We start from the raw sequence: 14,251 nt of genomic DNA, 5'->3' as shown, positions 1-14,251 counted from the left end.
TCACCCGAGCTTCTTGACCAGCAGCTCGAACCGCAGGTCGTCGCGCTGCGGGATGCCGAAGCGCGCGTCGCCGTACGGGAAGGGCGACATCTCTCCCGTACGGCGGTAGCCCCTGCGCTCGTACCAGGCGATCAGGTCGTCCCGTACCGAGATCACGGTCATATGCATCTCGGTGACGCCCCAGGCCTCCCGGGCCTGGCGTTCGGCCTCCGCCATGACCGTCTTGCCGAGACCCGCGCCCTGCAGGGTGGGGCTGACCGCGAACATGCCGAAGTAGGCGTGATCGCCACGGTGTTCCAGCTGGCAGCAGGCGATGATCCGGCCGTCCTGCTCCACGGTCAGCATCCTGCTCTCGGGCGACTTGATGACCTCCACCACGCCCTCGGGATCCGTCCGCCGCCCCTTCAGGATGTCCGCCTCCGTGGTCCACCCGGCCCGGCTGGAGTCCCCGCGGTAGGCCGACTCGATCAGCGCGACCAGCGCGTCGACGTCGGCGTCGGTGGCGTCGCGGAAGGTGGGGCCGGCGGCCGGGGTGTCCATGGAGCGCTTCTCCGATCTCGGGCGTGGCTGAGCCCGCTTCTCCGATCTCGGGCGTGGCTGAGCCAGGGTCGAGGGTAACCCTGCCACTAGGCTGCAGCTGCATGGTGCACGTTCTCAGCAGCCGGACCCTGCTCACCCCCTCCGACCCCGAGCGCTCCCGGACCTTCTACGGCGAGCAGCTGGGGCTTTCCGTCTACCGCGAGTTCGGTACGGGGCCCGAGCGGGGGACGGTCTACTTCCTCGGCGGCGGCTTCCTGGAGGTCTCCGGGAGGTCCGAGGCGCCGCCGTCGCCCGCGGTCCGGCTGTGGTTCCAGGTCGACGACGTGACGGCCGCGCACGAGGAGCTGAAGGCCAACGGCGTGGACATCGTCCGGCCGCCGGTGAAGGAGCCGTGGGGGCTGGTCGAGATGTGGATCGCCGACCCGGACGGCATCCGCATCGCGCTGGTGGAGGTCCCGGAGGACCATCCGATGCGCTACCGGCCGGGCCTCTAGGGTCCGGGCGTGCGCTCGGGGCGGATGCCCGCGGTGAGCACATGACCGCTGATGCCCAGCAGTGAGGGCACGGACTCGGTCCGCCGCGTCGCCGCCAGGACCAGCGCCCGGCGCTCCGGATCGTCGAGCCAGGAGGCGACGTCGGCCATGCGCCAGGCGGCGCCTTCGAGGCCGTACTGAGCCTGCGGTGTCAGGCCGGCGTCCGCGAACTCGGCGGGGACGTCGCCGGGGTCGTGGAAGTAGGCCGTGGTGAACAGGGACTTCGGCCGACCGGTCGGACTCATCAGGCCGTCGCCGACGGCGGCCTCGATCTGCGGCCGGTGCTCGGCGTCGAAGTAGAGCCCGGTGCTCAGGTTGTCGTGCAGCGGTGCGAACCGGTTGATCGTGGCGGCGACCACGAGCCCTCCGGGACGCACCACCCGGCGCGCCTCGGCGAGCGCCCGTACCCGGTCCGGGCGCTCGAGCAGGTGGTACAGGGGGCCGAGGAGCAGCGCGACGTCCACGGAGGCGTCCGGCGCGTCGAGGGCCCGGGCGTCGCCGTGGCGTGCCCGGACGCCGGGCAGCCGGGCCGCCCGCTCGACGTGCAAGGGGTACCGGGTCGAGGAGTTCCACGTCGTGGCCGTCGGCGGCGAGCCACTCCGCGTGGATGCCGCTGCCGCCGCCCACGTCGAGGATCCGCGCCGGAGCCGGCGGCAGGAGCCTGCGCAGGACGTCCTGGGTGCGCCAGAACTCCAGCCGTCCGGCGCCGGTGCGCAGCCTGGCGTCCTCCCGGTCGCGTCCGTAGTACGCGGCGATCTCCTCGGCCAGCGAGGGCGCCGTGGTGTCCTCGGTCTCCCTGGCCGGAACCCTCGCGCACCCCGCTCCGCCCGGGCAAGCCGTTTTCACGCCCGCGCCGACCGTCCCGGATGGCCGGGGCGGGGAGCCGGGGTTAGCGTGCCGGGAGAGCGCTCTGTGCGGCACCGCAGGCCCGCCCCGGCCGGAAGGAACCCCCATGAAGTTCGACAAGCCGGTGACCGGCGGACCGTGCTGGACCGAGCTCGGGACCAGCGATCTGGAGGGGGCCAAGCGGTTCTACACCGAGTTGTTCGGCTGGCGGCCGGAGACCGACCCGCGGCAGGAGGCGGGCGGGTACACGGTGGCGCACCTGGGGGACGCGGCGGTCGCCGCACTCACCCCGCTGTACCAGGAGTCCCAGCCGGTGGCGTGGAACGTCTCCTTCGCGGTGACCGATGCCGACACGGCGGCACGGCGGGTGGAGGAGGCCGGTGGGACGGTGGTCCTGGGCCCGATGGACGTGTTCGACGTGGGCCGGTTCGCGGTGGCCCTCGATCCGACCGGCGCGGCGTTCCAGCTGTGGCAGGCGCGGTCCTTCCCCGGCGCCGGGCTGTTCAACGCGCCGGGCACCCTCGGCTGGGTGGAGCTGGCGACCCGGGACACCGAGCGGGCCCGGGACTTCTACACCACGGTGTTCGGCTGGAGCGTCAACGCCTCGGAGTGGTACACGCAGTGGGGCATCGGCGGGGACGACTTCGGCGGCATGGCCGACATGGGCGACCGGTTCCCGCCCGAGGTGCCGCCGCACTGGCTGCCGTACTTCGCGGTGGACGACGTGGACGCGACGGCCGAGGTCGCGCAGCGGGCGGGCGGCGCCGTCGTCCTGGCGCCCGTGTCGGTGCCCGACGGCCCGCGCATCGCGGTGCTGCGGGATCCGCAGGGCGCGGCGTTCGGAGTGCACCAGGCCGGCGAGGAGGGCTGAGGCGCTGCGCTTGCCCTCCCATGCCTCCGCTGGAGCTTCGCTCACGTCCGGAGCGACCCCATCCGGCCTTCCAGGCGAGCGAGCAACTCGGCGAGCAGATCGGCGAGTTCGCCCTGCCCTTGCGGAGCCAGCACACTCAACACAGCTGTCTCATAGGCGAGTTGATCCGGGAGGATGTCGTCGACCAGATCGCGGCCCGCGTCGGTGAGGCGGACATGGGCCACGCGGCGGTCCCGGGTGTCGCCGCGCCGCTCGACCAGTCCGCGTTCGGTCAGCTGCTTGAGCCGCTTGGTGACGGCGGCCCCGGAGGAGAAGGTCTCCCGGGCGAGCTCGCCCGGGGTCAGCTCGTGTCCGGTGCGGCGCAGCGCGCCCAGCAGGTCGAACTCGGCACGGCTGAGGCCCGCCCGGCGCAGCGGCGCGTCCTCGGCCTGCTGGAGCAGCGCGGCACACCGGTAGATCCGGCCGATGACCTCCATGGGCCCGGTGTCCAGCTCCGGGTGAACGACCCGCCACTGCCGCACGACGGCGGCGACTGTGTCGTGGTGAGCGGCGGGGGCGGGGGCAGTGACCCTGGCGGGGGCGGGGGCGGCGCCGCTTGCCGGTCCGCCCGGCCCGACGGCTCCGCTGGCGTCCGTTCCGACGGGCTGGTGGCCACCCGGCCGGCCCGCGTCGGCCGTGGCGTCACTGCTCCCCGGGCGCGCCCCGACGGAACCACGGCCGTCCGTCGGCTGCGATTCGGCGGACCGCCTGTGTCCGCCTGCCGGATCCGCTTCGGCCATGGCCTCACCACTCCCCGGGCGCGCCCCCACGGAACCACGGCCGTCCGTCGGCTGCGATTCGGCGAACCGCCCGTGACCGCCCGGCCGACCTGCCTCGGCCATGGCCTCACCACTCCCCGAGCGCGCCCCCACGGAACCACGGCCGTCCGTCGATCGCGTGTCGGCGGACCGCCTGTGTCCGCCCCCCGGGCCCGCTTCGGCCGTGCCGCCGGAACCACGGCCGACCCTCGGCTGCGATTTGGCGGGCGGCCGGTGGTCGCCCGCGCGGCGCGCGTCGGCCGTGTCGTCCGCCGGCGCGTGTCCGCCGTTCGTCGCCGTCATGGCCGTATGTCCTCCGTCGTCCTGCCGGGGTCCTGGACCGGATCCTGGTTCCGGTGCCGCGGCACGAACCCCTGCCGTCGTACCGTCGCCGCGAGCGTACGGTGTCCGGACTGCTCGGCCAGCACGATCCGCTCCTCGGGCAGGGCGCGCTGCCACCACTCGCCGGACGCGGCGTCGGCCGTGGCGCGCAGGTCGGCAAGGGCGGCGGCGAGGCTGCGGCGGGCCGACTCCAGGGCGCGGGGTGCCGGGTGCGGCTCGGCCAGCAGCCGGGCGGCGTTCTCGCGGGCGCGCTCCGCCGTGGTCAGGGCGTGTTCGAGGCGGTCGCCCGCGCGCCGGTTGGTGACGGCGACGGCCGCGACGAAGCCGACCAGCGCGCCGACCAGGGTGTCCGCGACCCGCTCGGTGATCAGTTCGGCCGGGTTCTGGGCGCGCGCGAACTCGGTGATGAGCAGGGCCATCGGGGTCACGCAGACGGTGCCGAGCCAGTAGTTGCGCGCGATCAGCGCCTCGGCACCGAAGTTGAAGGCGAGGCAGCACAGCACCAGCGCGACCGGGTGGAGATGGGCGAGCGGGGCGACGACGGCGAACACGAGGACCCCGAGCACATTGCCGACGACCCGCTGGACGCCCCGGCTCCAGGTGAGTGTGACGTTGGCCTGGTAGAGGGAGGCGGCGGTGACCAGCGCCCAGTAGGGACGCCCCACCCCGAGTGCGAGGGAGGCGTAACCGGCGAGGGCGCAGCCGATCGCGGTGCGCGCGGCGATCGGGGCCAGGTGCGCCAGCCGTTGCCGCAACGGCCGTCGCGGCTGGGCGAGTTCGGCGTCGATGCCGAGGAGTTCGGCGGCGGACTCCTGTGGGGAGTCCACGCGCGGTAGCCGCCCGGTGCCGCGCAGTTCACGGGCCCAGGCGCGCAGCCGTGCGGGGTCGGCGTCGGCGGGGGCGGCGAGGGCGACCTCGGCGCGGACGAGGAGCCGTTCAAGAGCGCGCCGGGTGCGGTCGGGGCGGGTGCCGGCGGCGAGCAGGGACTGCCAGGCGGCGTGGATCGCGGCGGCACTCGCGGCCCTGGCCCGGGCGTGGCCGTCGGCGGTGCCACGGGTGTCGGCGTAGGCGGCGGCCGCGTTCAGGGCCTGGGCGGTGGCGCGGCGCTCGGGGCCGTGCGGGCGGAGCAGCCCGGGTGCCATGCCGACCAGCCAGGCCCAGGCGCCGGCCGCGAGGGCCAACCCCACATGTGCGGGCACCTGGCCGAGGGCCTGCGGCGCGAACAGCGAGGCGGAGCTGATGAAGGTCAGGACCACGTTCCCGGGCGGTCCGAGCCGGGTCGCGTCGCTCACGGCCTTCTGGACGGCCGCCATCACCGCGCCGACGGTGACGAGGACGACGGCGTCGCTCGTGACCGACGCGGCGAGCAGGGAGACCGCGAGGCCGCCGACCATGCCGAGCACTACCCAGGCCAGAACGCGGGCGCGGGCGGCGTAGGGCCGGTTGTGGCCGTAGAGCGCGCACAGCGACCCGGCCATCGTGTACATCGCGAGGTCGAGGCGGCCGAGCGCCAGCAGGATCAGGTTGGGCGGTGCGACCGCGGCGACCACGCTCAGCGCGGGCTTGAACCAGATGTCGGAGGGCCGCCCGAGGCGGAGCACTCCGGCGAGGGGAAGTCGATGGAGGGTCGCACTGCTCATACCATCAATTTAGCATGTGTTTTACTCGTAAAGTTCCCTTGACGGCGACCCCCTCGGGTGCTCCCTCAAAGGCGCGCTCACCCGCCGTGCTCCGCCGAACGCTCCCCGTGTACACCCTTGCGCTTGCGTGCGCTCCGCACGGCGTGGGCATCGCATCCCTCGACCGAGCGTCGAACGGGGAGGTGCGCGTGCACGGACCGGTACCGGCAGCGTGGCTGCTGGTCGCCCTGTGCGCGGCGACCGGGGCCTACTGCCTGCTGCGGATGCGCAGCCGTGTGGAGGAGCAGCGCAGGGCCGCGGGCGGCGAGGCGGTGATGGGCTTCGGCATGGCCGTGATGGCCGTACCGGCGGCGGTGCTCTCGCCACCGAGCTGGGTGTGGCCGGTGTACGCGGCCGTGTTCGGTGCGGCGGCACTGCGCGCGCTGTGGGCCGCGCGCGCCGCCCCGCATCATCTGCACCACCTGGTGGGCACGTCCGCGATGATCTACATGTCGGTGGTCATGGCCGCGGCTCCGCCCGGCGCCCATCACGCGCACGGCGGCTCGGGCGTGCCGCTGCTGACCAGCCTGCTGCTGCTGTACTTCGCGGGTTACGTGCTGCTGGCCGGCGCCCGTCTGGTGCCGGCCACCGTCGCGGTGGCCGGGGCCGGCGGCGGCGCGGTCCGCTGGGGCGACCGGCCGGAGCTGGCACGGGCCTGCCGGCTGTCGATGGGCATCGGCATGGTGGCGATGCTGCTGACCATGTGAGCCGGGTCCGTACCGGTGCGCTGTCTGCGTCACTTCGGTGGCACGGACCGTACGGTGAACCGTCTCGCGGGTGCCCCGGCTCCGCGCGCGGTCGTGGACGCCAACGCCCTCGGCACGGCCGTCCCGTGGGCGGCACCCACCGCCTACCGGCCCTGCCGGCGGTGGTGCAGCAGTCGGTGAAGGGTGCCGTCGACGGCCTGCCGCTGTGGCTGCTGCACCGCTTCGGCGTGGGCCGCGTCCGGTGGCGTACGGCCGTGGCGGCGACCATGGTCTCGGTGGTGGGCGTGGGCGTGACCCGGGTGTGGCTGGGCGTGCACTGGCCCTCGGACGTGCTGGGCGGCCGGCTGTTCGGGGCGTTGGTGGTGGCCCCGGCCGTGATCGGGTACGAGTGGCCATGGCCTGGTCACGCCGGAACCGCTGGGCACCGCGGCTAGGGTCAGGTGCATGACTGCTGTGTTGTTCGACTTCTCCGGGACGCTGTTCCGCGTCGAGTCCACCGAGTCCTGGCTGCGTGCGGCGCTGACCGAGACCGGGCACACCCTGCCCGAACCCGAACTGAAGGCGGCCGCACGGGCCTTGGAGGCGGCGGGTGCGCTGCCGGGCGGAGCGAATCCGCTGGAGCTGCCGGCCGACCTGGCTGAAGTCTGGGCGGTGCGGGACGAGAGCGCGGAGCTGCACCGGGCCGCCTACACGGGCCTTTCCCGGCGGGTGCCGCTGCCCGACCCCGGGCTGCACGACGCGCTGTATGAGCGGCACAAGACGCCGGCCGCCTGGTCCCCGTACCCGGACGCCCTCGAGGTGCTGCGCGCGCTGCATGAGCGCGGGATCGGCGTGGGCGTGGTCAGCAACATCGGCTGGGATCTGCGCCCGGTGTTCCGCGAGCACGGCCTCGACCGGTATGTGGACGCGTATGTCCTGTCGTACGAGCACGGGGTGCAGAAGCCCGACCCGCGGCTGTTCTCGGTCGCCTGTGCGGCGCTGGACGCCGATCCCCGGCAGGTGGTCATGGTGGGCGACAGCAAGGAGGCCGACGGCGGCGCGGCCGCGCTCGGCTGCCGGGTGCACTTCGTCGACCACCTGCCGGTGACCGACCGGCCCGACGCGCTGCTGCCGGTGCTGGACCTTACGGGCTGAGGTCCGACGCGCTGCTCCCCCACGCGGTCTGCCGGGCTGAGGCCCGGCGCCCGCCGGGCCCTGCGGTGGTCAGCCCTGGTAGTCCTCGACCTGGGTGGCGGGGCGCACGCGCGCCTCGTCCGGGTTCTCGCCGAACTCCGCCTTGGCGCGGCGCTGCCGCAACAGGTCCCAGCACTGGTCGAGTTCACGCTCCAGCTGTCCCAGCCGCTGCTGCTCGACGGAGCTGTCGATCCGACCCGAGGCCAGCGCCGCGCGGAGTCTGCGCTCGTCCTCGACCATCTCCGTGATCCTGTTCAGGATCCGCTGGTCCTGATCCATGACGACCCGCCTCCTCGCCTCGGCACCGCTGCCCACTCTAGGGAGGCAGCGGGCGGTGTGCGAGATCGAGGGGAGGCGTGGGCCGGGCAGCGAGCCGGGGGCACCACGAGCACGCCACGGAAAGGCCTCGCTGCCAAGCCGTCCGCCTGAGACGATCCCCCGCGTCGCCCCAGGCGGACGGCAGCCCTGGACAGGGCACGCACATGGCATGCCCACTGCGGTGAGTATAGTTGGCTGGCAGCCAGTCAACGCAGGAGTTACAGGATGTCCCCGCGCAGCGCCTCGGTCAACGAAGAGTTGCGGCGGCGTTCCCGGGAGCGGCTGTTGCAGGCCGCCGTGGAACTGGTGGACGAGCGCGGCTTCGAGGCCACCACGCTGGGCGACATCGCGGACCGCGCCGGTTCGGCGCGCGGACTGGTGTCGTACTACTTCCCCGGCAAGCGCCAACTGGTGCAGTCCGCCGTACACCGGCTGATGCACCGCACACTGGAGGAGGCGCTGGAGCGGGAACCGCACACCGAGGACGGCCGCGAGCGTCTCGCCCGCGCCATCGACGCGATCCTGGGCCTGGCCCACGACCGGCCGGTGCTGATGCGGCAGCACATGGCTGGACTGCTGCAGGCGGAGGGCTTCGTGCAGTGCCCGGAGCAGCGCCGGCTGTCGGAACTGCTCAGCGACACCGTCGCCCGGTACGGCTCCCAGGACGTCGCCGTCGACTATCCGATGCTGCGCGCCCTGCTGATGGGCGCGGTGTACTCGGCGCTGGTGCCGGGGGTGCCGATGCCCGTCCCCGCGCTGCGGGCCGAACTGTTCCAGCGGTACGGGCTCGACTGGGAGTCCGGGGTGCCTCCGGAGAGCGAGCAGGGCAGGGAGGCGCGGGAGCAGGACCTGTCCCGGTTCTTCGCGACGGAGGAGCGGCCGAGCAGTCCATGACGGACGCGTGATGCGGCGACGGCAACTCGCCTCAGTCGCGGCGCACATGGCGGGGCGTCAGGAATCCCGCGTCCCGTGCCTGGGCGATCAGCCTGAGGGAGCGACGGCGGCTGAGTCCGGTCGCGCTCATCACGGCGAGCACCGGGTCACCACCCTCCTCCTGTGCGGCCCGGTACTCCTGTGCGACCAGCCGACGGCCCTCGATGCCGCGCGGCCAGACCGGCCGGGCACGCCGCGGACCCACACAGAGCGCGCCCTCCTCCTCGGCGACCTTCTCCTCGGCGACCGCCCCTTCACCGACCTGCTCCTCGGCGGCCGCCGCCACACCGGCCTCCTCCTCGGCGACCTCCTGCGCACCGGCCGCCGCCTCGGCGTCGGCTTCCGGTTCGTACCGCTCCTCCGGGTGCTCGTCGCCGTCGCCCTCGTACGGCCGCTCCACCCCGCACGACTCGAACAGCGGACCCTCGATCCAGTCCGCGAGCACCGTCAGATCGGCGAGGGACAGGGCCGGCTGGGCCCTGACGTCCTCGATGGACACGCAGCCCTCGCGCACGACGGCGAGCGCGTCGACCTGAGCACCGTCCGGAAAGGCCAGCCGCACATGGAACCAGGACGTGGCCTCGCCGTTCTCCCGCACCTTCCACGCGGGCCACACGGACACCACACCGTCCTTCGCGTCCCGCTCGGAAAGATCAAGAAAGGATGCCTCCCGCACACACGCAACGTAGCCTCATGATCACCATCCATACGAATGGACACGCTTCGTAGTCACCCCGCCGGCCCCTGCCGTCCCGGACCTGCGGGTGCCATGCTGGAGCCGTCCGCACACCACCTCCTTCGCCACCCCCGTCGTCCGAGGAGTACCGCTGTGCTGCGTGTCGCCGTCGTCGGTTCGGGGCCGAGCGGGTGTTACACCGCCCAGACCCTGGTTCAGCAGGACCCAGGCGTGTACGTGGACGTACTGGACCGGCTGCCGTGCCCGTACGGCCTGGTCCGGTACGGCGTCGCCCCGGACCACGAGAAGATCAAGTCCCTGCAGGGCAGCCTGAGGACGGTGCTGGAGCACGAGCGGGTGCGGTTCCTCGGCGGGGTCCGGGTGGGCGGCCCCGGGGGGCTGACGGTGGAGCGGCTGCGGGAGCTGTACCACGCCGTGGTGTACTGCGTGGGCGCCGCCGCCGACCGCCGGCTCGGGATTCCGGGCGAGGAGCTGCCGGGCAGTTGGTCGGCGACCGACTTCGTGGCCTGGTACAGCGCCCATCCGGACGCGGCCGACTCGGGCTTTCTGCGCGGAGTGCGGTCGGCCGTCGTCATCGGCGTGGGCAATGTGGCGGTGGACGTCACGCGGATGCTGGTCCGGGGTGCCGCGGAGCTGCGCCCGACGGACATGCCTCAGGCGGCGCTGGACACGCTGACGGCGAGCGGGATCACCGAGGTGCACATGGTGGGCCGGCGCGGCCCGACGCAGGCCCGCTTCACCACCAAGGAGCTGCGCGAGCTGGGCGCGCTGCCCGACACCGCGGTCGGCGTCGATCCGGCCGACCTGGCGCTGGATCCGGCGGACCCCGCCGCCCTGCCCGCGGTACCGCGCCGCAATCTGGAGGTGCTCCGCGGCTGGGCAGCCAGGCCCCCGGCCGGGGCCGCCCGGCGCATCGACCTGCGGTTCTTCATGCGGCCCGTGGAACTGCTCGCGGACGCAGGCCGGGTGGGCGCCGTGCGCCTCGAGCGGACTGCGCCCGACGGGCGGGGCGGGGTGACGGGCACCGGCCGGTTCATGGACCTGCCCGCCCAGCTGGTGCTGCGCTCGGTGGGCTATCGCGGAGTGCCGCCGGACGGGCTGCCGTTCGACGCGCCCAGCGGCACGGTGCCGAACGCGGCAGGGCGGGTCGTACGCGAGGGTGCCCCCTCCCCCGGCGAGTACGTCGCCGGGTGGATCAAGCGCGGTCCGACGGGTGTCATCGGCACCAACCGGCCCTGCGCCAAGGAGACGGTGACCTCCCTGCTCGCGGACGCTCCGGCGCTGCTGCGCCGGCAGGTGCCCGAGGATCCGGTGTCCGCGCTGCGGGCGGCCAGCATCGAGCCGGTGCCGTGGACGGGGTGGCTGGCGATCGAGCGGGCCGAGGCCGAGCTGGGCGCGCGACTCGGCCGGAGCGTGGTCAAGCTGGCCGACTGGGACGCGCTGCTCACGGCGGCCCGGTCGGCATAGCCCCCGGTGGCCAGGGATTCCGCGGCGGCCGGGCGGGCATGACACACAGCGGCAACAGACCGGAAATCAACAAACTGTTCAAGGCGCTTACGGTCTCGTCCTGTTCGGAAGTCACTCCCCGCCCGCGCACTGCTGGAGTACCCATGGCCACCACCGCAGATGTCCACCCCGTCGACGAGATACCACCGGCACGGCAGCTGGCGGCCTTCGGGCTGCAGCACGTGCTCGCGATGTACGCGGGTGCCGTCGCCGTGCCGCTGATCGTGGGCGGCGCGATGAAGCTGTCGCCCGCCGACCTGGCGTATCTGATCACCGCCGACCTGCTGGTGTGCGGGATCGCCACGCTGATCCAGTGCGTCGGTTTCTGGCGGTTCGGCGTCCGGCTGCCGATCATGCAGGGCTGTACGTTCGCGGCCGTGTCACCGATGGTGCTCATCGGGACGACGGGCGGCGGACTGCCCGCGATCTACGGCTCGGTGATCGTCGCGGGTCTGGCGATCATGCTGCTCGCGCCCGTCTTCGGCAGGCTGTTGCGCTTCTTCCCGCCGCTGGTGACCGGCACGGTGATCCTGATCATCGGGGTCTCGCTGCTGCCGGTCGCGGGCAACTGGGCGGCGGGCGGCGCCGGTGCGAAGGACTTCGGGGAGCCCAAGAACCTGGCGCTGGCGGCCTTCGTGCTGGCGGTGGTGCTGGCCGTACAGCGGTTCGCGCCGCCCGCCCTCGGCCGGATCGCCGTCCTGATCGGGATCGCGGCGGGCCTGGCGGTCGCGGTGCCGTTCGGGTTCACCGACTTCAGCGGGGTCTCCGGCGCCGACTGGGTCGGCATCAGCACGCCGTTCCACTTCGGGGCGCCGCAGTTCAGGGCGTCCGCGATCGTGTCCATGCTGGTGGTCGCCCTGGTGACGATGACCGAGACGACCGGTGACCTGATCGCGGTGGGCGAGCTGACCGGGCGGAAGGTCGAGCCGCGCCCGCTCGCCGACGGGCTGCGCGCAGACGGCCTGTCGACGGTGCTGGGCGGGGTGTTCAACACCTTCCCGTACACGGCGTACGCGCAGAACGTCGGCCTGGTCGGGATGACCCGGGTGCGCAGCCGCTGGGTGGTGGCGGCGGCCGGCGGGATCCTGGTGCTGCTCGGTCTGCTGCCCAAGCTGGGCGCGGTGGTCGCGGCGATCCCGGCGCCGGTGCTGGGCGGCGCGGGGCTGGTCATGTTCGGCACGGTCGCGGCTAGCGGGTTGCGGACGCTGGCCGGGGTGGACTTCAAGGACAACCACAATCTGACCGTGGTGGCCGTGTCGGTGGCGATCGGCGTGCTGCCGGTGGGTGTGCCGACGGTCTACGAGAAGTTCCCGGACTGGTTCCAGACGGTGATGAACAGCGGGATCAGCGCGGGCTGCCTGTCCGCGATCGTACTCAACCTGTTCTTCAACCACCTTCGGGGGAAGGAGGGTTCAGGCACCGTCACCGAGTCGGCCGGCCTGCCGGTCGGCGGCCGCGAGGAGGCTGTCGAGCAGCCCCGGGAAGAGTCCGTCTAGATCGTCCCGGCGCAGGTCGTTCATCTTGGCCGTGCCCCGGTAGACCTGCCGGATGACCCCGCTCTCCCGCAGCACCCTGAAGTGGTGCGTGGTGGTGGACTTGGTCACCGGCAGTTCGAACTGCGAGCAGGTCAACTCGGCTTCCCGAGCGGCGAGTTCACGCACAATCTGCAGCCGCATCGGGTCGGAGAGCGCGTGCAGCACGCCCTCCAGGCGGATCTCCTCCCGCTCCGGATGCGGCAGCGCGCGGCCGGCGGTGGCGGTCTCGGTCACGGCGGCTGCCCTTCGTCACGGAACTCCTCGACTGCGACCATTGTACGAGAGACATCGTAGTTTGACATGTCTCGTAGTACGAGGGTTATCGTACGAGGCGACCAGCGGTCCCGTGACGAACGGAGTCTGTCGTGAGCTCGCTCTTCGAGAGCATCACCCTGCGCGAAGTGACCATCCCGAACCGGGTGTGGATGCCGCCGATGTGCCAGTACTCGGCCGAGCCGGAGGGTCCGCTCGCGGGCGCCCCGCACGACTGGCACTTCGCGCACTACGCGGCGCGCGCCACGGGCGGCACCGGTCTGATCATCGTGGAGGCCACCGCGGTCTCGCGGGAGGGCCGGATCTCCCCCTACGACCTCGGTCTGTGGAACGACACCCAGGTGGAGGCCTTCCGCCGGATCACCCGCTTCCTCACCGCCCAGGGCACGGTGCCGGGGGTCCAGCTCGCGCACGGTGGCCGCAAGGCGTCCACCGACCAGCCGTGGAAGGGCGGCGCGCCGCTGGGACCGGAGGCGCGTGGCTGGCGGCCGGTCGCCCCGAGCGCGGTGCCGTTCGACGAGCGCCACCCCGTGCCCACCGAGTTGACGGTGGACGAGATCCATGAGGTCGTCGGCCAGTTCGCCGCGGCGGCCCGCCGGGCGCTCGCCGCCGGCTTCGAGATCGCCGAGATCCATGGCGCCCACGGCTACCTGATCAACGAGTTCCTCTCCCCGCACTCCAACCACCGCACGGACGTCTACGGCGGCTCGTACGAGAACCGCACCCGGTTCGCCCTCGAAGTCGTGGACGCCGTACGGGGGGTGTGGCCCGAGGACAAGCCGGTGTTCTTCCGCATCTCGGCCACCGACTGGCTCCAGGACGGCGGCTGGACCACCGAGGACACGGTCCGCTTCGCCCGCGACCTGCACGCGCACGGCGTCGACCTGCTCGACGTCTCCACCGGCGGCAACGCCTCCGGCGTGACCATTCCGACCGGGCCCGGCTACCAGGTGCCGTTCGCCGCCCGGGTGAAGGCCGAGACCCCGCTGCGCGTCGCCGCCGTCGGCCTGATCACCGAGGCCGGACAGGCCGAGAAGATCGTGACCAACGGCGAGGCCGACGCCGTCCTGCTGGGCCGCGAGCTGCTGCGCAACCCGTCCTGGGCCCGACACGCGGCCCGCGAACTGGGCGGCGAGGTCAGGGTGCCGAACCCGTACCACCGGTCGGCCTGACCACCGCCGCCCGCGACCACCGGCCGATCCAGCGCGGCCCTCCGCGACCACCGGCCGATCCAGCGCGGCCGCCCATCACCACCGGCCGGACCGACCACGGCCACCGACCACCAGCGGCCGATCCAGCGCGGCCGCCCATCACCACCGGCCGGACCGACCACGGCCACCGACCACCAGCGGCCGATCCAGCGCGGCCACCGAACACCGACGGCCGGCCTGCGCGTACGCGCCGCCCACCACCACCGGCCGGCCTGACCGCAGCACCCACCACCACCGGCCGAACCGACCACAGCCACCCACCACCACCGGCCGAACCGACCACAGCCACC

Annotated in this window: 15 protein-coding genes and 1 pseudogene; 9 read left to right on the top strand and 7 right to left on the bottom strand. The window is 73.2% G+C overall.

Annotation, left to right across the window (positions count from 1 at the left end; genetic code table 11):
* The gene (locus ACZ5NH_RS18295; RefSeq protein ID WP_468776402.1) at nucleotides 1-540 is read right to left on the bottom strand and encodes a GNAT family N-acetyltransferase; all 540 of its coding nucleotides are present in this window, start codon (nucleotides 538-540) and stop codon (nucleotides 1-3) included.
* Nucleotides 541-641: 101 nt separating this feature from the next.
* Between ACZ5NH_RS18295 and ACZ5NH_RS18290 the strand changes: the two genes are divergently transcribed.
* Entirely contained in the window at nucleotides 642-1,034 is a 393-nt protein-coding gene (locus ACZ5NH_RS18290; protein ID WP_468776400.1) for a VOC family protein, read from the top strand.
* Here ACZ5NH_RS18290 and ACZ5NH_RS18285 read toward each other — a convergent pair.
* Nucleotides 1,031-1,841, bottom strand: a pseudogene (locus tag ACZ5NH_RS18285) (class I SAM-dependent methyltransferase). The gene ACZ5NH_RS18290 and the pseudogene ACZ5NH_RS18285 sit on opposite strands and share 4 nt — an antisense overlap.
* 184 nt (nucleotides 1,842-2,025) lie before the next feature.
* Here ACZ5NH_RS18285 and ACZ5NH_RS18280 point away from each other — a divergent pair.
* The gene (locus tag ACZ5NH_RS18280; protein WP_388629067.1) at nucleotides 2,026-2,790 is read left to right on the top strand and encodes a VOC family protein; all 765 of its coding nucleotides are present in this window, start codon (nucleotides 2,026-2,028) and stop codon (nucleotides 2,788-2,790) included.
* Between the two features lie 41 nt (nucleotides 2,791-2,831).
* On the opposite strand, the gene ACZ5NH_RS18275 is transcribed toward ACZ5NH_RS18280, so the two are convergent.
* Entirely contained in the window at nucleotides 2,832-3,311 is a 480-nt protein-coding gene (locus ACZ5NH_RS18275) for a MarR family winged helix-turn-helix transcriptional regulator (protein WP_468776398.1), read from the bottom strand.
* 575 nt (nucleotides 3,312-3,886) lie between these two features.
* On the bottom strand, nucleotides 3,887-5,569 hold the full coding sequence (locus ACZ5NH_RS18270; RefSeq protein ID WP_468776397.1) for an FUSC family protein: 1,683 nt from the start codon (nucleotides 5,567-5,569) through the stop codon (nucleotides 3,887-3,889).
* 188 nt (nucleotides 5,570-5,757) lie between these two features.
* On the opposite strand from ACZ5NH_RS18270, the gene ACZ5NH_RS18265 reads away from it, so the two are divergent.
* The 3 genes from ACZ5NH_RS18265 (at nucleotide 5,758) to ACZ5NH_RS18255 (ending at nucleotide 7,449) form a co-directional block, all read left to right on the top strand.
* Entirely contained in the window at nucleotides 5,758-6,315 is a 558-nt protein-coding gene (locus tag ACZ5NH_RS18265; RefSeq protein ID WP_468776395.1) for a DUF5134 domain-containing protein, read from the top strand.
* Nucleotides 6,316-6,440: 125 nt separating this feature from the next.
* Nucleotides 6,441-6,749 (top strand): phosphatase PAP2 family protein, encoded by a 309-nt coding sequence (locus ACZ5NH_RS18260; RefSeq protein WP_468776393.1) that lies wholly within the window; start codon nucleotides 6,441-6,443, stop codon nucleotides 6,747-6,749.
* Between the two features lie 10 nt (nucleotides 6,750-6,759).
* Nucleotides 6,760-7,449: an HAD family hydrolase gene (locus ACZ5NH_RS18255; protein WP_468776390.1), complete on the top strand. Its 690-nt coding sequence runs from the start codon at nucleotides 6,760-6,762 to the stop codon at nucleotides 7,447-7,449.
* A 69-nt stretch (nucleotides 7,450-7,518) separates the two neighbouring features.
* Here ACZ5NH_RS18255 and ACZ5NH_RS18250 read toward each other — a convergent pair whose 3' ends face one another.
* Nucleotides 7,519-7,767 (bottom strand): DUF2630 family protein, encoded by a 249-nt coding sequence (locus ACZ5NH_RS18250; RefSeq protein ID WP_388629084.1) that lies wholly within the window; start codon nucleotides 7,765-7,767, stop codon nucleotides 7,519-7,521.
* A 264-nt stretch (nucleotides 7,768-8,031) separates the two neighbouring features.
* On the opposite strand from ACZ5NH_RS18250, the gene ACZ5NH_RS18245 reads away from it, so the two are divergent.
* Entirely contained in the window at nucleotides 8,032-8,700 is a 669-nt protein-coding gene (locus ACZ5NH_RS18245; protein WP_468776388.1) for a TetR/AcrR family transcriptional regulator, read from the top strand.
* A gap of 31 nt (nucleotides 8,701-8,731) precedes the next feature.
* Here the strand turns inward: ACZ5NH_RS18245 and ACZ5NH_RS18240 are convergent, their stop codons facing one another.
* Nucleotides 8,732-9,361 (bottom strand): DUF6214 family protein, encoded by a 630-nt coding sequence (locus ACZ5NH_RS18240; RefSeq protein WP_468776930.1) that lies wholly within the window; start codon nucleotides 9,359-9,361, stop codon nucleotides 8,732-8,734.
* A gap of 207 nt (nucleotides 9,362-9,568) precedes the next feature.
* On the opposite strand from ACZ5NH_RS18240, the gene ACZ5NH_RS18235 reads away from it, so the two are divergent.
* Complete coding sequence (locus ACZ5NH_RS18235; protein ID WP_468776385.1) at nucleotides 9,569-10,903, top strand: FAD-dependent oxidoreductase; 1,335 nt, start codon at nucleotides 9,569-9,571, stop codon at nucleotides 10,901-10,903.
* A gap of 143 nt (nucleotides 10,904-11,046) precedes the next feature.
* The gene (locus ACZ5NH_RS18230) at nucleotides 11,047-12,438 is read left to right on the top strand and encodes a nucleobase:cation symporter-2 family protein (RefSeq protein WP_468776383.1); all 1,392 of its coding nucleotides are present in this window, start codon (nucleotides 11,047-11,049) and stop codon (nucleotides 12,436-12,438) included.
* On the opposite strand, the gene ACZ5NH_RS18225 is transcribed toward ACZ5NH_RS18230, so the two are convergent.
* Nucleotides 12,355-12,711, bottom strand: a complete 357-nt coding sequence (locus ACZ5NH_RS18225; RefSeq protein ID WP_468776380.1) for an ArsR/SmtB family transcription factor — start codon at nucleotides 12,709-12,711, stop codon at nucleotides 12,355-12,357. The genes ACZ5NH_RS18230 and ACZ5NH_RS18225 overlap by 84 nt on opposite strands.
* Before the next feature lie 131 nt (nucleotides 12,712-12,842).
* Here ACZ5NH_RS18225 and ACZ5NH_RS18220 point away from each other — a divergent pair, with 131 nt between their 5' ends.
* Entirely contained in the window at nucleotides 12,843-13,922 is a 1,080-nt protein-coding gene (locus ACZ5NH_RS18220; protein ID WP_468776378.1) for an NADH:flavin oxidoreductase/NADH oxidase, read from the top strand.
* Nucleotides 13,923-14,251: the final 329 nt, after the last annotated feature.

The sequence above is a fragment of the Streptomyces sp. NPDC031426 genome, assembly GCF_055581585.1.
The sequence above is the reverse complement of the archived record's forward strand: the minus strand, read 5'-3'. Positions and strand labels throughout refer to the sequence as shown.